The organism is Streptomyces sp. NPDC034085 (assembly GCF_055575555.1).
In genome coordinates this window covers 506,292-521,227 of the sequence record NZ_JBVISL010000002.1, presented here as the reverse complement: position 1 = coordinate 521,227, position 14,936 = coordinate 506,292, and the positions used below count along the sequence as shown (strand labels likewise).

At 71.1% G+C, this 14,936-nt stretch carries 16 protein-coding genes; 9 read left to right on the top strand and 7 right to left on the bottom strand.

Features of this window, described 5'->3' with window-relative positions; genetic code table 11:
* Positions 1-17 precede the first annotated feature (17 nt).
* Together ACZ501_RS07670 and ACZ501_RS07665 are read left to right on the top strand one after the other, a co-directional pair.
* A complete protein-coding gene (locus ACZ501_RS07670) occupies positions 18-542 on the top strand; it encodes a C39 family peptidase (protein ID WP_356450276.1) in 525 nt (174 codons plus the stop codon).
* A complete protein-coding gene (locus tag ACZ501_RS07665; protein WP_468793267.1) occupies positions 539-925 on the top strand; it encodes a glutamate ligase domain-containing protein in 387 nt (128 codons plus the stop codon). Before ACZ501_RS07670 ends, ACZ501_RS07665 begins: the two co-directional genes overlap by 4 nt.
* A gap of 11 nt (positions 926-936) precedes the next feature.
* Here ACZ501_RS07665 and ACZ501_RS07660 read toward each other — a convergent pair whose 3' ends face one another.
* Entirely contained in the window at positions 937-2,109 is a 1,173-nt protein-coding gene (locus tag ACZ501_RS07660) for a hypothetical protein (RefSeq protein ID WP_468793265.1), read from the bottom strand.
* A 343-nt stretch (positions 2,110-2,452) separates the two neighbouring features.
* On the bottom strand, positions 2,453-3,541 hold the full coding sequence (gene ychF, locus ACZ501_RS07655) for a redox-regulated ATPase YchF (RefSeq protein WP_361598416.1): 1,089 nt from the start codon (positions 3,539-3,541) through the stop codon (positions 2,453-2,455).
* A gap of 150 nt (positions 3,542-3,691) precedes the next feature.
* Here ychF and ACZ501_RS07650 point away from each other — a divergent pair, with 150 nt between their 5' ends.
* Positions 3,692-4,216, top strand: a complete 525-nt coding sequence (locus ACZ501_RS07650; protein WP_468793263.1) for a DUF6542 domain-containing protein — start codon at positions 3,692-3,694, stop codon at positions 4,214-4,216.
* A 26-nt stretch (positions 4,217-4,242) separates the two neighbouring features.
* Here ACZ501_RS07650 and ppgK read toward each other — a convergent pair whose 3' ends face one another.
* A complete protein-coding gene (gene ppgK, locus ACZ501_RS07645; RefSeq protein WP_362455416.1) occupies positions 4,243-4,992 on the bottom strand; it encodes a polyphosphate--glucose phosphotransferase in 750 nt (249 codons plus the stop codon).
* Positions 4,993-5,013: 21 nt separating this feature from the next.
* Complete coding sequence (locus ACZ501_RS07640; RefSeq protein ID WP_361598422.1) at positions 5,014-6,018, bottom strand: 4-hydroxy-3-methylbut-2-enyl diphosphate reductase; 1,005 nt, start codon at positions 6,016-6,018, stop codon at positions 5,014-5,016.
* Positions 6,019-6,104: 86 nt separating this feature from the next.
* On the opposite strand from ACZ501_RS07640, the gene ACZ501_RS07635 reads away from it, so the two are divergent.
* The 4 genes from ACZ501_RS07635 to ACZ501_RS07620 all read left to right on the top strand — a co-directional run bounded on the left by ACZ501_RS07635 (position 6,105) and on the right by ACZ501_RS07620 (position 9,803).
* Positions 6,105-7,490 carry an APC family permease gene (locus ACZ501_RS07635; protein ID WP_468793260.1) on the top strand — a complete coding sequence of 462 codons (1,386 nt, stop codon included), beginning with the start codon at positions 6,105-6,107 and terminating at the stop codon, positions 7,488-7,490.
* Between the two features lie 33 nt (positions 7,491-7,523).
* The gene (gene xseA, locus ACZ501_RS07630) at positions 7,524-8,828 is read left to right on the top strand and encodes an exodeoxyribonuclease VII large subunit (protein WP_468793258.1); all 1,305 of its coding nucleotides are present in this window, start codon (positions 7,524-7,526) and stop codon (positions 8,826-8,828) included.
* Between the two features lie 50 nt (positions 8,829-8,878).
* Positions 8,879-9,118 carry an exodeoxyribonuclease VII small subunit gene (locus ACZ501_RS07625; protein ID WP_361598431.1) on the top strand — a complete coding sequence of 80 codons (240 nt, stop codon included), beginning with the start codon at positions 8,879-8,881 and terminating at the stop codon, positions 9,116-9,118.
* Positions 9,119-9,215: 97 nt separating this feature from the next.
* Complete coding sequence (locus ACZ501_RS07620; RefSeq protein WP_361598434.1) at positions 9,216-9,803, top strand: malonic semialdehyde reductase; 588 nt, start codon at positions 9,216-9,218, stop codon at positions 9,801-9,803.
* An 84-nt stretch (positions 9,804-9,887) separates the two neighbouring features.
* Here ACZ501_RS07620 and ACZ501_RS07615 read toward each other — a convergent pair whose 3' ends face one another.
* Positions 9,888-10,415 (bottom strand): DUF4245 domain-containing protein, encoded by a 528-nt coding sequence (locus ACZ501_RS07615; RefSeq protein ID WP_361608925.1) that lies wholly within the window; start codon positions 10,413-10,415, stop codon positions 9,888-9,890.
* Between the two features lie 225 nt (positions 10,416-10,640).
* On the opposite strand from ACZ501_RS07615, the gene glpX reads away from it, so the two are divergent.
* On the top strand, positions 10,641-11,672 hold the full coding sequence (gene glpX / locus ACZ501_RS07610) for a class II fructose-bisphosphatase (RefSeq protein ID WP_361608913.1): 1,032 nt from the start codon (positions 10,641-10,643) through the stop codon (positions 11,670-11,672).
* 228 nt (positions 11,673-11,900) lie between these two features.
* Here glpX and ACZ501_RS07605 read toward each other — a convergent pair whose 3' ends face one another.
* Positions 11,901-12,302, bottom strand: coding sequence for a WhiB family transcriptional regulator (locus ACZ501_RS07605; protein WP_468793255.1), 402 nt, complete (start codon positions 12,300-12,302; stop codon positions 11,901-11,903).
* 132 nt (positions 12,303-12,434) lie between these two features.
* Positions 12,435-13,106, bottom strand: coding sequence for a DUF1707 SHOCT-like domain-containing protein (locus tag ACZ501_RS07600; RefSeq protein WP_468793252.1), 672 nt, complete (start codon positions 13,104-13,106; stop codon positions 12,435-12,437).
* Between the two features lie 150 nt (positions 13,107-13,256).
* Here ACZ501_RS07600 and ACZ501_RS07595 point away from each other — a divergent pair, with 150 nt between their 5' ends.
* On the top strand, positions 13,257-14,921 hold the full coding sequence (locus ACZ501_RS07595; RefSeq protein ID WP_468793250.1) for a fumarate hydratase: 1,665 nt from the start codon (positions 13,257-13,259) through the stop codon (positions 14,919-14,921).
* Positions 14,922-14,936: the final 15 nt, after the last annotated feature.

Below are 14,936 nucleotides of genomic sequence, written 5' to 3'. Positions count from 1 at the left end.
GCGCCCACGAAGTCCCCATGTGCCGACAGCTCATCACCCCCGCCGAATGGGATCTCCACGGAGGGTGGGCACTGGGAGACAGGATCGAATGGTCCAACCGGGCGTGCGGCCTGGCGTCGCTCCGGATGATTCTCCTGGCCTACGGTCAGGAAGCGCCCACAGTGACGGAACTCCTGAAACTGGCTGTCAAGAACGAAGTGCTGACGCCCCGCGGAGCCCTGCACGCAGGGATCGCAAGCCTGGCCACCGAGCTCGGAGTTCCCTCGACCGCTGAACCCGTCCTCGTCGAGGAACTGCCGGCCAGACTCGATGAAGCACCACTCATCGTGTCCGTGACCGAGCAGTTCCCCGACGATGGACGTTCGGGCGGCCACCTCGTCATCCTGCGCGGATACGAAGACGGCCCAGATCCAACCATCCACTTCCGCGACCCGTCCGCGTGGGGCCAGAGGCACGACAGCGTTCCACTCAGCCGCCTGGCCCCCTCTTACACGGGCCGCGCGATTACCTTCGCTCCCCTGACCAACGGAGAGTTCCGATGACCGAGGCAGACGGTTCGACCGCCACCGACGTAACCGATGCAGAAGCCCAGCCGGTAGGCGGACGGACGATCGCTGTACTGGGCGAGATGCTGGAGCTGGGCGACGAAGCCGTGGAGGCCCATCGTTCCGTTGGTCGCATGGCTGGCGAGCTGGGCGTTGACATGGTGATCGGCGTCGGCGGGGACATGGTGAAGCAGCTCGTTCTATACGCGGGCGCGGCCGGGGTACCTGAACTCGCGATGGTCGCCGACAACAAGACCGCCGCAGAGCTACTCGAAAAGATCCTCCTACCTGGTGACAAGGTGCTCGTGAAAGCGTCGCGCGGCGGCATGTTGTGGCAGGTCGCCCAGCGGTTGACTGGGCAGCCCGTCACCGGGTTCTGATAGGCCATCGCCTAGAGATCGTGAGCGTCCGCGAGGTCTCCGACGGCCTCCCGGACCGCCTCCTCCTCGGCCCCCGTCCCGTCGCTGGCCTCCAAAACCGCGTCGACAACTTCGTTCACAGCCACTCGCGGAACGTCGTCCGGGTCGTGCACGATCGCCGTACTCTCCGACTTCACGACGCCTGTCTCCGGGTGCGTCACGGTCGTCGTGATCGTGCACGGCTTCCGCTCGCCGGGTCGCGGCTCCTCGACGGGCACCTTGGCCTCGACGGTGACCGCCACATCTTCGCTGACCCTCGTAGAGCCCGTGACCGTGACCGTGTCGGTTACCGGGTCGGGCTCGGACACCTCAAGCTCGACATCGACGCCGTACATGCTCAAGTCTGTCAGGAAGGCGCGGAACGGGTTGAAGGGTCCGAGGACATCCTCGATCGGGTCCGGGATCTGGTCCTTGAGCTGCTGCTCGAAGACATCGGCGACGGACGGCTTCTCGCGCCGCTCGTCCTTCTTCGGCGTTCGATCCTGCTCCTTCTCGCCCCCGACCTGGCGCTCGTCTCGTCGCCCCTGAGTGCCGGCGCCCTCGCGTCGCGCCTGGTTCCCCGGCTTGGCGCCACCCGCGCTTCGAGCTGGGGCCTCTACCGATGCGTGGTCGACCTCGGTAGGCGCAATCTTCCGGTAGACCGGCTGGCGTCCGTTTCCGTCCGCCAAGACGGTGTCCTCGCCACCAGCCTCGGAATCCTCGCCGTATGCCAGATCGTGCGCCGCTTCCTCCGACATCCCCCGACGCATAGCCTCGGCCACAACGGCTCGGCGCTGCTCCTCGGTCAGTGGGACGCCCGCGATGCCGCCGTGCCCATCGAAGTACGTGGGGACATACCCGTCGCGTTCGTCCTCGCTGAAGACCGGAGCGGGCTGCGGCTGCCCCTTCGAGGGGACTGCGCCTTCGTCCATCTCCACGTCCTTGCCCGGCACGTCGGCCTCGGCGGGTCCGTGGTCGGGCGCGGCGGCCAAAGGGGGCCTTCTCGCTGCCTGACCGTGGTCCTCCCTGGCGACCGCCATGGTTCCCGTGAAGACGACGGCAGTGGCCAGTAGGCCGTACCCGAGAGCCGCTGACACCCGATGCTCGTGGCCTCGCTCGGGTATAGCGAGCAGGTCGACAAACGCGGACTTCGTGCGGCTGGGCAAGGCGATCCTCCGTCTCGGAACGACATGTTCCGCCAGTAGAACATGGAACGCCTGTTCGAGTGGAGGGAGTATTTGAGTGCGTTCCGGTCTCATCCTTCAGTCGCAGAGAAAGCGGACATAAGGAGGATGCGGAGGGGCCGCCCGAATGTCCTCGTGACGAGTCGGGCACATCCAGCACAGATCCAGCACGGTCGGGATGATCAGGGGTGACGAGAGGTGATGACGCGTCAGATTATCCAGCACCGATCCAGCACGGGAAAAACTAAGGGGTCCGACTCCGAAGAGCCGGACCCCTTCTGACCTGCATGTTTGCCAGATCAGTGAAGTGGTGGTATGTCACCCACTACACATTGAAGCGGAACTCCACCACGTCGCCGTCCTGCATGACGTAGTCCTTGCCCTCCATGCGGGCCTTGCCCTTGGCGCGGGCTTCGGTGACCGAGCCGCATTCGACCAGGTCCGCGAAGGAGATGACCTCCGCCTTGATGAAGCCGCGCTGGAAGTCGGTGTGGATGACGCCCGCCGCCTCCGGGGCCGTGGCGCCCTGCTTGATGGTCCAGGCGCGGGTTTCCTTCGGGCCGGCCGTCAGGTACGTCTGGAGGCCCAGGGTGGCGAAGCCGACGCGGCCGAGGGTGGCGAGGCCGGGCTCCTCCTGGCCGACGGACTGGAGGAGCTCGAGGGCCTCCTCGTCGTCCAGCTCCGCGAGGTCCGCCTCCAGCTTCGCGTTCAGGAAGATCGCCTCGGCCGGGGCGACCAGGGCGGACTGCTCCGCCTTGAAGGCCTCGTCCGTCAGCTCGTCCTCGTCCACGTTGAAGACGTACAGGAACGGCTTCGTGGTGAGCAGGTGGAGCTCGTGGAGGAGGTCGCCCTGCTCCGTGCCCTTGGTGATGCCCTTCGAGAAGAGGGTGTCGCCCGCCTCGAGGATCTTCTTGGCCTCGACGACCGCCGCCAGGACCGCGACCTTGTCCTTCTGGAGGCGGGACTCCTTCGTCAGGCGCGGCTCGGCCTTCTCGATGGACTGGAGGTCGGCGAGGATCAGCTCGGTGTTGATCGTCTCGATGTCGTCCTTCGGCGAGACCTTGCCGTCGACGTGGACGACGTTCTCGTCCTTGAAGGCCCGGATGACCTGGCAGATCGCGTCCGACTCGCGGATGTTCGCCAGGAACTTGTTGCCCAGGCCCTCGCCCTCCGACGCGCCGCGCACGATGCCGGCGATGTCGACGAAGTCGACGGTGGCCGGGAGGACCTTCTGCGAACCGAAGATGCCGGCCAGGACCGCGAGGCGCGGGTCCGGGACGCCCACGACGCCGACGTTCGGCTCGATGGTGGCGAACGGGTAGTTGGCCGCCAGCACGTCGTTCTTGGTCAGGGCGTTGAACAGGGTCGACTTGCCGACATTCGGCAGGCCGACGATTCCGATCGTGAGCGACACGTTGGCGACTTCCCGTAGCTGGAGGGGGCGGCGGCCCGGAGGTGGGCCACCGGACAGTTTACTTTCCGATGAGCGGGGGTGGACGTACGCGTGTCCGGCCCGGGATTCCGCCGTCGTCCCGCCTAGTTTGGTGGGGTGGAGCAATACAGGATGCGTTCGGTACGTCACCCCCGGGCGTCCGCCCAGGTGCCCGCCCAGGCCCGGCGGCCCGCCGCGCCCCGGCGCATGCCGCGGCGGACGCCCCGGCGGATGCCCCGGCCCCTGCTGACCGGGTTCGGCGGCGGGCTGCTGGCCTGCCTGGCGATGCTGCTGGTCGCCGGGGTCTGCCGGCTGCTCTTCGGCTCCTCGCTGTTCGCGTACGGGCTGCTCTTCCTGCCCGTCGCCGCCGCGGTCGCCGTGTGGGTGCGGCCGGCGGACCTGATCACCGCGCCGATCTCGGCCCCCATCGCCTTCGCCGCCGGGGTGTGGCCCGTCTCGGACGGCTCCGGCGGCTTCGGCGGGCAGCTCATGGGCATGGTGTCCGCGCTGTCCCTGCACGCCGGGTGGCTGTATGCGGGGACGCTGGCCGCCGCCCTGATCGCGCTGGTGCGCCGGGCCGCCCTGAGCGGGCGCAAGCGTGCCGCCCGTCAGCAGCGCAGGGCCGCCGGCGCCCGCCTCCTGACCCCGCGCCCCTGACGACCCGCGCCCCTGACGACCGGCGCCTACCGCCCTTCCCGGTCGCGCGCCGCCATGGCCGCGCCCACGATCCCCGCGTTGTTCTGGAGCTCCGCCGGGACGATCGGCGCCCGGATCCCCGTGATCAGAGGGAGGAACTTCTCCGGCTTGCGGCTGACGCCGCCGCCGAGGATGAACAGGTCCGGGGAGAAGAGCATCTCGACGTGCGCCAGGTACTTCTCCAGCCGGTGCGCCCAGCGCTCCCAGGTGAGGTCCCCGTCCTCCTTGGCCTTGACCGAGGCGCGGGTCTCCGCGTCGTGGCCCTTGAGCTCCAGGTGGCCCAGCTCCGTGTTCGGCACGAGCCGGCCGTCCCGGAACAGCGCGCTGCCGATGCCCGTGCCCAGGGTGAGCAGGGCCACCGTGCCCGCGACCCCGCGCCCCGCCCCGTACGTGATCTCCGCGACGCCCGCCGCGTCCGCGTCGTTCAGGACGGTGACCGCCCTGCCGTCCAGCCGGGCGGACAGCAGGGCCGCCGCGTCGACGCCCACCCAGCCCTTGTCCATGTTGGCCGCCGTCCGGATGACGCCGTCCGTGACCACGCCCGGGAAGGTGACGCCGACCGGGCCCTGCCAGGAGAAGGCGTCCACCACCTCCGCGACGCACCCGGCCACCCCCTCGGGGGTGGCCGGCTGTGGTGTCGGAACCTTGTGGCGCTCCTGCGCCAGTTCGCCGCGCTCCAGGTCCACAGGAGCGCCCTTGATGCCGGTACCACCGATGTCCACACCGAAGATCTGCATGGGCATACGGTACGAAAGGAGTTACTTGTCGGCGACCAGTTGCGCGGCCTCGGCGCGCAGGTCGCGGCGCAGCTCCTTGGGCAGCGAGAAGACGATCGACTCCTCGGCGGTCTTGACGATCTCCACGTCGGCGTAGCCGCGCTCCGCGAGCCACTCCAGGACCTGCTCGACCAGCACCTCCGGCACGGAGGCGCCCGAGGTCAGGCCGACCGTGGTGACGCCCTCCAGCCAGGCCTCGTCGATCTCGCTCGCGAAGTCGACCAGGTGGGCGGCGCGGGCGCCGGCGTCCAGGGCGACCTCGACCAGGCGGATGGAGTTCGAGGAGTTCTTGGACCCGACGACGATGACCAGGTCGGACTCGGCGCCCATCACCTTCACCGCGGCCTGCCGGTTCGAGGTGGCGTAGCAGATGTCGTCGCTGGGCGGGGAGACGAGCAGGGGGAACTTCTGCTTCAGCGCGTCGACGGTCTCCATGGTCTCGTCGACCGAGAGCGTGGTCTGGGAGAGCCAGACGACCTTCGACTCGTCGCGCACCTCGACCTTGGCCACGTCGTCGGGGCCGTCCACGATGGTGATGTGGTCCGGGGCCTCGCCGGAGGTGCCGATGACCTCCTCGTGGCCCTCGTGGCCGATGAGGAGGATGTCGAAGTCCTCGTTGGCGTAGCGGATCGCTTCCTTGTGGACCTTGGTGACGAGCGGGCAGGTCGCGTCGATCGTCGCGAGCTTGCCGCGCGCCGCCTCCTCGTGGACCACCGGCGCCACGCCGTGCGCGGAGAACATCACGATGGAGCCCGGCGGGACCTCCTCCGTCCGCTCGACGAAGACGGCGCCCTTCCTCTCCAGCGTCTGGACGACGTACTTGTTGTGCACGATCTCGTGGCGGACGTAGACCGGAGCACCGTACTGCTCGAGGGCCTTCTCGACAGCGATCACGGCACGGTCCACGCCCGCGCAGTAACCGCGCGGGGCGGCGAGCAGGACGCGGCGGGAGGCGGGAGCAGGGGCGGGAGCAGTCATGCGCTCCATCGTACGGGGGTCTCCAGCAGGCCGTACGTCGCCCGTTCGGCACAGACTTGGCCGAACGTCCGTCCCGACCGCCACCCGGAGGAACGATGGCATCCGCTACGGAATCCCGCACCGCGGCCCCCGCGGCGCTGCGGCGGAGCCTGGGCTTCCGGGATCTGGTGGTCTACGGGCTGCTCTTCATCGCGCCCATGGCCCCGGTGGGGGTCTTCGGCGCGCTCGACGCCAGGTCGCACGGGGCGGTGGCCCTCGTCTACCTCGTCGCGACCGCCGCCATGGCCTTCACCGCCTTCTCGTACGCGCAGATGGTCCGGGTGGCCCCGCGGGCGGGGTCGGTCTTCACGTACGCCCGCAAGGGGCTCGGCGAGGGGGCGGGGCTGATCGCCGGGTGGATGGCGATGCTCGACTACCTGCTGATCCCGGCGGTGGCGTACCTGTTCTCCGGCATCGCGATGCACGCGCTGGTGCCGGAGGTGTCGCGGTGGGTGTGGACGGCGCTGGCGGTGGCGGTCACCACGGCGCTGAACCTGTGGGGCGTACGGGTGGCCGCGCGGGTGGGTTTCGCGGTGCTGGCGATGGAGATCGCGGTGCTGCTCGTGTTCGTGGTGGCGGCGGTGACCGTGCTGGTCCGGGACGGGGCCCGGCGCGGCTGGCTCTCGCCGCTGCTCGGCGACGGCTCGCCGGGCTTCTCGGCGGCCGCCGTGCTGGGCGCGGTGTCCGTCGCGGTCCTGTCGTACCTGGGCTTCGACGCCATCGCCTCCTTCGCGGAGGAGGTCACCGGGGGCAGCGCCCGGGTGGCCCGGGCGGTGCTGTTCTGCCTGGCGCTGACCGGGGTGCTGTTCGTCGCGCAGACCTACCTCGCGGCGCTGCTGGCGCCGGTGTCCCCGGCGGAGCTGGCGGCGGAGCCCGCCCGGCAGGGGCCGGCCTTCTACGACGCGGTCGAGACCTCGGTCGGGCCCTGGCTGCACGACCTGGTGGCGGTGAGCAAGGCGGTCGGGGCGGCGTTCGCGGCGCTGGCCGGGCAGGCGGCGGCGGGGCGGCTGCTGTTCGCGATGGCCCGGGAGCGGCGGCTGCCGGGCGCGCTGGCGCGCACGTCGGGCGGCACCCCGAGGGCGGCGCTGCTGGTGGCGGCCGCGGTGACACTGGTCGCGGCGGTGTGGGCGGCCCGGCGCGACGACGGGCTGGACCACCTGGTCTCCGTGGTGGACATCGGGGCGCTGGTGGCGTTCACCCTGCTGCACGCCTCGGTGGTGGGGTGGTTCGTGGTCCGGCGGGCGCAGGGGGCTCCGGTGTGGTGGAAGCACCTGGTGGTGCCGGTGCTGGGGACGGCGGTGACGGTGGCGGTGATCGCGGCGGCCTCCTGGACGGCGCAGCTGGTGGGGGCGGTGTGGCTGCTGGCGGGGCTGGGGGTGCTGCTGGTCCAGCGGGGGCGTCCGGGGGGCGTGCCGGACGCCGACATCCCCCCCGGGGCCTGAGACGCTGTCAGCCGCGCCGGTTAGCCTGCCTGCATGGGTCTCAATACGTCGGCTGATGCGCCGCTGCCGGTCGGTAAGGTGTCCCGGCTCATCGGGGGCTGGATCGACCGGCTGGGCCAGGTGTGGGTGGAGGGGCAGATCACGCAGCTGTCCCGGCGGCCGGGGGCCGGGGTGGTGTTCCTGACGCTGCGCGACCCGTCGCACGACGTCTCCGTCAGCGTGACCTGCTTCCGCCAGGTCTGGGACGAGGTCGCGGACCTGGTCTCCGAGGGCGCGCGGGTCGTCGTACTGGCCAAGCCGGAGTGGTACGCCCCGCGCGGGCAGCTGTCCCTGCGGGTGAGCGAGATCCGCCCGGTCGGCATCGGCGAGCTGCTGGCGCGCCTGGAGCGGCTGAAGCGGTCGCTGGCCGCCGAGGGGCTGTTCGCGCTGGACCGCAAGAAGCCGCTGCCGTTCCTCCCGCAGCTGATCGGGCTGGTGGTGGGGCGGGCCTCGGCGGCCGAGCGGGACGTGCTGGAGAACGCGCGGCGGCGCTGGCCGGCGGTCCGCTTCGAGGTCCGCAACGTCGCCGTGCAGGGGGTGCACGCGGTGCCCCAGGTGGTGCGGGCGGTCAAGGAGCTGGACGCGCGACCCGACGTGGACGTCATCATCGTGGCGCGGGGCGGCGGCAGCGTGGAGGACCTGCTGCCCTTCTCCGACGAGGAGGTCGTACGGACGGTGGCGGCCGCCCGCACCCCGGTGGTCTCGGCGATCGGGCACGAGCCGGACTCCCCGCTGCTGGACCTGGTCGCGGACCTGCGGGCCTCCACGCCCACGGACGCGGCGAAGAAGGTGGTCCCGGACGTCGGGGAGGAGCTGGAGCGGGTGCGCCAGCTCCAGGGGCGGGGGCTGCGAGCCCTGCGCTCCCTGCTCGACCGGGAGGAGCGGGGGCTGGAGCACTGCCTCGCGCGCCCGGTGTTCGTGCACCCGCAGCGGATGGTGGAGACCCGGGAGGCCGAGCTGGAGGCCCTGCTGGCCCGCAGCCGGCGCACGCTCGGGCACCTGCTGGACCGGGCCGAGTCGGAGCTGGAGCACACCCGCGCCCGGGTGGTCGCGCTGTCTCCGGCGGCCACCCTGGAGCGCGGGTACGCGGTGCTCCAGCGGGCGGACGGGCACGTGGTGCGGGCGCCCGGGGAGGTCGCGGCGGGCGAGGTGCTGCGCGCGCGGGTCGCCGAGGGCGAGTTCGCGGTGGCGGTCGCGCAGCCCGGCGAGGCCCGGTCCGGCGAGGCCCGGTCCGGCGAGGCCTCGGACGGGGCGCTGGAGTCCGGCTCGAGCGCCGGCGCAGCCCCGCTCGAGAACTGACACATTCCACTCAATTCGATGCACGGCACACCTACGATGGGACACGGGGAATGACAGACACCGACACGGCGCTGGGGTACGAACAGGCCCGCGACGAGCTCGTCGAGGTCGTCCGCAGGCTGGAGGCCGGCGGCACCTCCCTGGAGGACTCACTGGCGCTCTGGGAGCGCGGCGAGGAGCTGGCGCAGGTCTGCCGGCACTGGCTCGAAGGGGCCCGCGCCCGGCTGGACTCGGCGCTCGCGGCCCGGGAGGCGGCGGCCGGGGAGGCCGAGGACGGCCGCGAGGAGTGATCCACCCCACCCGATCGGGAGAGTTAGTTGAAATTTCATCTACTTTCCCCTTACAGTCGGAAACACCGCACCACTCCGCAAAGAAGAAGGCCTACCGATGTCTCTCGTGCTCGACGCCGCTGCTCAGGACCTGCTGTTCCGCGAGGCCCGCACCGCCAACTCGTTCACCGACGAGCCCGTCACGGACGAGCAGGTCCAGGCGATCTACGACCTGGTCAAGTACGGCCCGACCGCCTTCAACGCGACCCCGCTGCGCGTCACCCTGGTCCGCTCCCCCGAGGCCCGCGAGCGCCTGGTGAGCTTCATGTCGGACGGCAACAAGGCCAAGACGGCCGCCGCCCCCCTGGTCGCCATCCTCTCCGCGGACAACGAGTTCCACGAGGAGTTCGACACCCTCCTGCCGCACTACCCGCAGGTCAAGGACTACTTCACCGAGCGCCCGGTGCGCGAGGGCTTCGCCGGCATGAACGCCGCGCTGCAGGCCGCGTACTTCATCGTGGGCGTGCGCGCCGCCGGCCTGGCCGCCGGCCCGATGACCGGCGCCGACCTGGAGGGCATCCGCAAGGAGTTCCTCGACGACGACCACACCGCGCTGATGGTCGTCAACATCGGCAAGCCCGGCGAGAGCGCCTGGTTCGACCGCAGCCCGCGCCTGGCCTACGACGAGGTCATCACCACCGTCTGAGCCGGTGAGCACGAAGAGGCCGCCCGCCCCGGGATCCCGGGGCGGGCGGCCTCTTCGTCGTGCGCGCCGTACGTCCTGCGGCGTCTAGGGGGTCTGGGGCCCCTGCTTGAACTCCAGCGCCGCCGCCATCGCGCCCAGCTGCTCGAAGGAGGCCGTGCCCGTCACCACGGTCACGTACCCCTGCTCCTGCCGGACGAGCGCGTCGTACTTCTCGCCGTCCCAGCGCTCCCAGGCGCGGTCGCCGACCTGCTGGCTCTGCCCGGTGGCCGCCGCCCGCTGGGTGATCCCGGCCACGTTCTTGGCGGAGGTGTCGGTGGACTGCTCCACGGCCACGTACTGCTTGTCCGGGTCCTGGAAGCCCAGGTGCCAGGCGTTCGCGTTCTTGCGCTCGAACGTCACCGAGGTCGCCCGCCACTGCTCCGGAAGGCCCACCGGCACGGCCACGGGGTAAGGAGCCGCGCGCCGGGCCGTCAGGGCCTCCACCCGGTAGTCCACCGTGCGCGTCGGGTCGGCCGTGTCGTCATGGGGGACGAAGATGTAGATGCCCGCCACGACCACGCCGATCACCGCCAGCGACCGGACCATGTCCCAGACCGTCTGCTTGCCTTTCATACCTGCCACCGCACCATCGTCCCGCATCGCCCGGGGCGATCACCGCCGGGGTGGGCGTGGCGGCCCCTGCGGGTGTCCCGCCAGGGGCGCGCGGTGTCCGCTCAGCCGGACACCATGACCGATATTCCGCTCATACGTGACCCGGTCTGCTCAATATGTCGACCAACCGATAGAGTTCCAGCACCCTCACATCCCGGCCGTCGTCGTACAGAAAGGTGCGCTCCGATGACCGAGCACAACCTGCCGCCCCAGCTCGAAGTGGCTCCCGATTCGCCCGACCGCAACCTCGCCCTGGAACTCGTACGGGTCACCGAGGCCGCGGCCCTCGCCGCGGGCCGGTGGGTCGGCCGCGGCGACAAGATCGGCGCGGACGGCGCCGCGGTCAACGCCATGCGCACCCTGATCTCCACCGTTTCGATGAACGGCGTCGTCGTCATCGGCGAGGGGGAGAAGGACGAGGCCCCCATGCTGTTCAACGGCGAGCGCGTCGGCGACGGCACCGGTGCCGAGGTCGACATCGCCGTGGACCCGATCGACGGCACCACCCTGAACGCCAAGGGCATGCCGAACGCCATCGCCGTCCTCGCGGCCGCCGACCGCGGCACCATGTTCGACCCGTCCGCGGTCTTCTACATGGACAAGCTGGTCACCGGCCCCGAGGCCGCCGACTTCGTCGACATCAACGCGCCCGTCTCGGTGAACATCCGCCGGGTCGCCAAGGCCAAGAACATCGCCCCCGAGGACGTCACGGTCGTCATCCTGGACCGCCCGCGCCACGAGGGCATCGTCAAGGAGATCCGCGAGACCGGCGCCCGGATCAAGTTCATCTCCGACGGCGACGTCGCCGGCTCGGTCATGGCCGTGCGCGAGGGCACCGGCGTCGACCTGCTGATGGGCATCGGCGGCACCCCCGAGGGCATCATCTCGGCCTGCGCCATAAAGTGCCTCGGCGGTGTCATCCAGGGCAAGCTGTGGCCCAAGGACGAGGCCGAGCGCCAGAAGGCCATCGACGCGGGCCACGACCTGGACCGCGTCCTGACCACCAACGACCTGGTGTCCGGCGAGAACGTCTTCTTCGTCGCCACCGGCATCACGGACGGCGAGCTGCTGCGCGGCGTCCACTACCGCTCGGAGACCGCGACCACGTCCTCGCTGGTCATGCGCTCGAAGTCGGGCACGATCCGGCAGATCGACTCCACGCACCGCCTGTCGAAGCTGCGCGCCTACAGCGGCATCGACTTCGACCGCGCCCAGTAGGAGCGGTCCGGCCGGCGACGGCACGGCGAAGGGGCGGTCCCGGTGCGGGGGGCCGCCCCTTCGGCGTGCGTGCGGTGCGTGCGGTGTTCCCGCGGTGTCGTGCCCGGTTCGGGGCGGCGGTGCGGCGGTGCGCGCCGCGCCTGCGGGGCTTCGCGTTCCGGCGTTCCGTCCGCGCCGGTGCCGCGCTCCCGCGGGGGCCCTGCGTGTCGCCCCCGGTGCCGCGCCCGCTCAGCCCGCTGCGGCGACCGGTCCGGGCGCGCCCGCGCCGGGCAGCAGCTCGGCGGCGCGCCGGCGCCTGCGTCCCAGCACCACCCTGCGCTCGGCGGCGGTGAGTCCGCCCCAGACGCCGTAGGGCTCGGGCTGGAGCAGTGCGTGCTCGCGGCAGGCGACCATCACGGGGCAGCGCGCGCAGACCCTTTTGGCGGCCTCCTCGCGGGCGAGGCGGGCCGCGGTCGGCTCCTTGGACGGCGCGAAGAAGAGGCCCGCCTCGTCCCGGCGGCACACGGCCTCGGTGTGCCATGGGCCGTCCTCCGCCCCGGCCCCGATCCGCGGCTTCGGCACGGCGGCCGGGCGCGTCTGAAGATCCTGGACGGCGACTGCCTGCAGGGACTGATGCGGCGGATGCGGCACGGTCTACTCCTGACGACGTATACGCGAGCGAGAGACGATGCACCAGTCCCTACCCGGGTGGACGTTCCGCTATGCCGGGCGCGCCACCGGGGCGACCGGGTTCGTCCGAAACCGGCCGTTCCGCAGCCGCGTTCAGTCCGGGTGCCGGCGCAGCCGTGCCGCCAGGTCGACCAGGCGCGACCCCCGCTTGGGGCGCGCCTCGATGTTGCCGAGCAGGGCGAAGCCGCGGACGATCACCACGGGGGCCTGCGGGTCGGCGGCGGCGCCCTCGCCACGGACGTCGAAGTTGCCGAGGACCCCGCTGCCGTAGCCGCGCAGGGTGACGTTCTCCGGGACGAGCACCTCGACGTTGCCGAGGACGCTGGTCACGGTGATCTCGGTGACCTGCTGCTCGAAGACGGCCCCGGTGAGGTCGAGGGTGATGTCGCCCATGACCGACACCGCGCGGGTGCGCGCGCCGGGGCGCCAGCGGCCCGTTCGGGCGGAGCTGCTGCACACGGCGACCACCGTCTCGACCGGTCCGGCGGCGGGCGGCGGCACGGCGGCAGGCGCCGGCGCGGCCGGCCGGGGTGCGGCGGCGGGCGCGGGGAGGTCGCGTACCAGCTGGTCCAGCTCCCCCACCGTCTTGACGGTGTACAGGGTGTCCAGGCGCTCGGAGTGCTCCTCGGAGGTCAGCCGGCCCTCCGCGAGGGCGTCGGCGAGGATCCCCGCGATCCGGTCCCGGTCGGCGTCGGAGGCGCGCAGCGCGGGGGGCCCGGCGGCGGGCGCGGGGGCAGGGGCGGCGGAGTGCTTTTCCAGGTCCACACGGCCAGCATAGCGAGACACGATAGATCGCGATACTGCTGGGTGAGCCTTACCTCACAGACACAGCGGCCGCGAGAGGTCCTACGCTGGATAGCCGCGCTGCCAATTGGTCGCCAGCGCTGTCTGCCGAGTTGAGGAATGGCTACCGACATGCCGGAGTTCGCGTACACCGACCTGCTGCCCCTGGGCGAGGACACCACCCCCTACCGGCTGGTGACCTCGGAGGGCGTCTCGACCTTCGAGGCCGACGGCCGTACGTTCCTCAAGGTCGAGCCCGAGGCGCTGCGCAAGCTCGCCGCAGAGGCCATCCACGACATCCAGCACTTCCTGCGCCCCGCGCACCTCGCCCAGCTGCGCCGCATCATCGACGACCCGGAGGCCAGCTCGAACGACAAGTTCGTCGCGCTCGACCTCCTGAAGAACGCGAACATCGCGGCGGCCGGCGTCCTGCCGATGTGCCAGGACACGGGCACGGCGATCGTCATGGGCAAGCGCGGCCAGAACGTGCTGACCGAGGGCGGCGACGAGGCGGCGCTCTCGCGCGGCATCTACGACGCGTACACCAAGCTGAACCTGCGCTACTCGCAGATGGCCCCGCTGACCATGTGGGAGGAGAAGAACACCGGCTCGAACCTGCCCGCGCAGATCGAGCTGTACGCGACCGACGGCGGCGCGTACAAGTTCCTCTTCATGGCCAAGGGCGGCGGCAGCGCCAACAAGTCCTTCCTCTACCAGGAGACGAAGGCGGTCCTCAACGAGGCCTCCATGATGAAGTTCCTGGAGGAGAAGATCCGCTCGCTCGGCACGGCCGCCTGCCCGCCGTACCACCTGGCGATCGTGGTCGGCGGCACCTCGGCCGAGCACGCGCTCAAGACCGCCAAGTACGCCTCCGCGCACTACCTGGACGAGCTGCCCACCGAGGGCTCGGCGCTGGGCCACGGCTTCCGCGACCTGGACCTGGAGCAGCAGGTCTTCGAGCTGACCCAGAAGATCGGCATCGGGGCGCAGTTCGGCGGCAAGTACTTCTGCCACGACGTGCGCGTCGTCCGCCTCCCCCGCCACGGCGCCTCGCTCCCGGTCGCGATCGCCGTCTCCTGCTCGGCGGACCGCCAGGCGGTCGCGAAGATCACCGCCGAGGGCGTCTTCCTGGAGCAGCTGGAGACGGACCCGGCGCGCTTCCTGCCGGACACCGAGGACGCGCACCTCGACGAGTCGGCCGACGTGGTGAAGATCGACCTGAACCAGCCGATGGACGAGATCCTGGCGACCCTGACCAAGCACCCGGTCAAGACCCGCCTGTCCCTCACCGGACCCCTGGTCGTGGCCCGCGACATCGCGCACGCCAAGATCAAGGAACGGCTGGACGCGGGCGAGGGCATGCCGCAGTACCTCAAGGACCACCCGGTGTACTACGCCGGCCCCGCGAAGACCCCCGAGGGCTACGCGTCCGGCTCCTTCGGCCCGACGACGGCCGGCCGCATGGACAGCTACGTCGAGCAGTTCCAGGCGGCGGGCGGCTCCAAGATCATGCTGGCCAAGGGCAACCGCTCGCAGCAGGTGACGGACGCGTGCGGCGCGCACGGCGGCTTCTACCTCGGCTCGATCGGCGGCCCGGCGGCCCGCCTGGCGCAGGACTGCATCAAGAAGGTCGAGGTCCTGGAGTACGAGGAGCTCGGCATGGAGGCGGTCTGGAAGATCGAGGTCGAGGACTTCCCGGCCTTCATCGTGGTCGACGACAAGGGCAACGACTTCTTCCAGAACCCGGCCCCGGAGCCCACCTTCACCCACATCCCGGTCCGCGGCCCGGGCCTGTAGCCGGTGTCGTGAGGG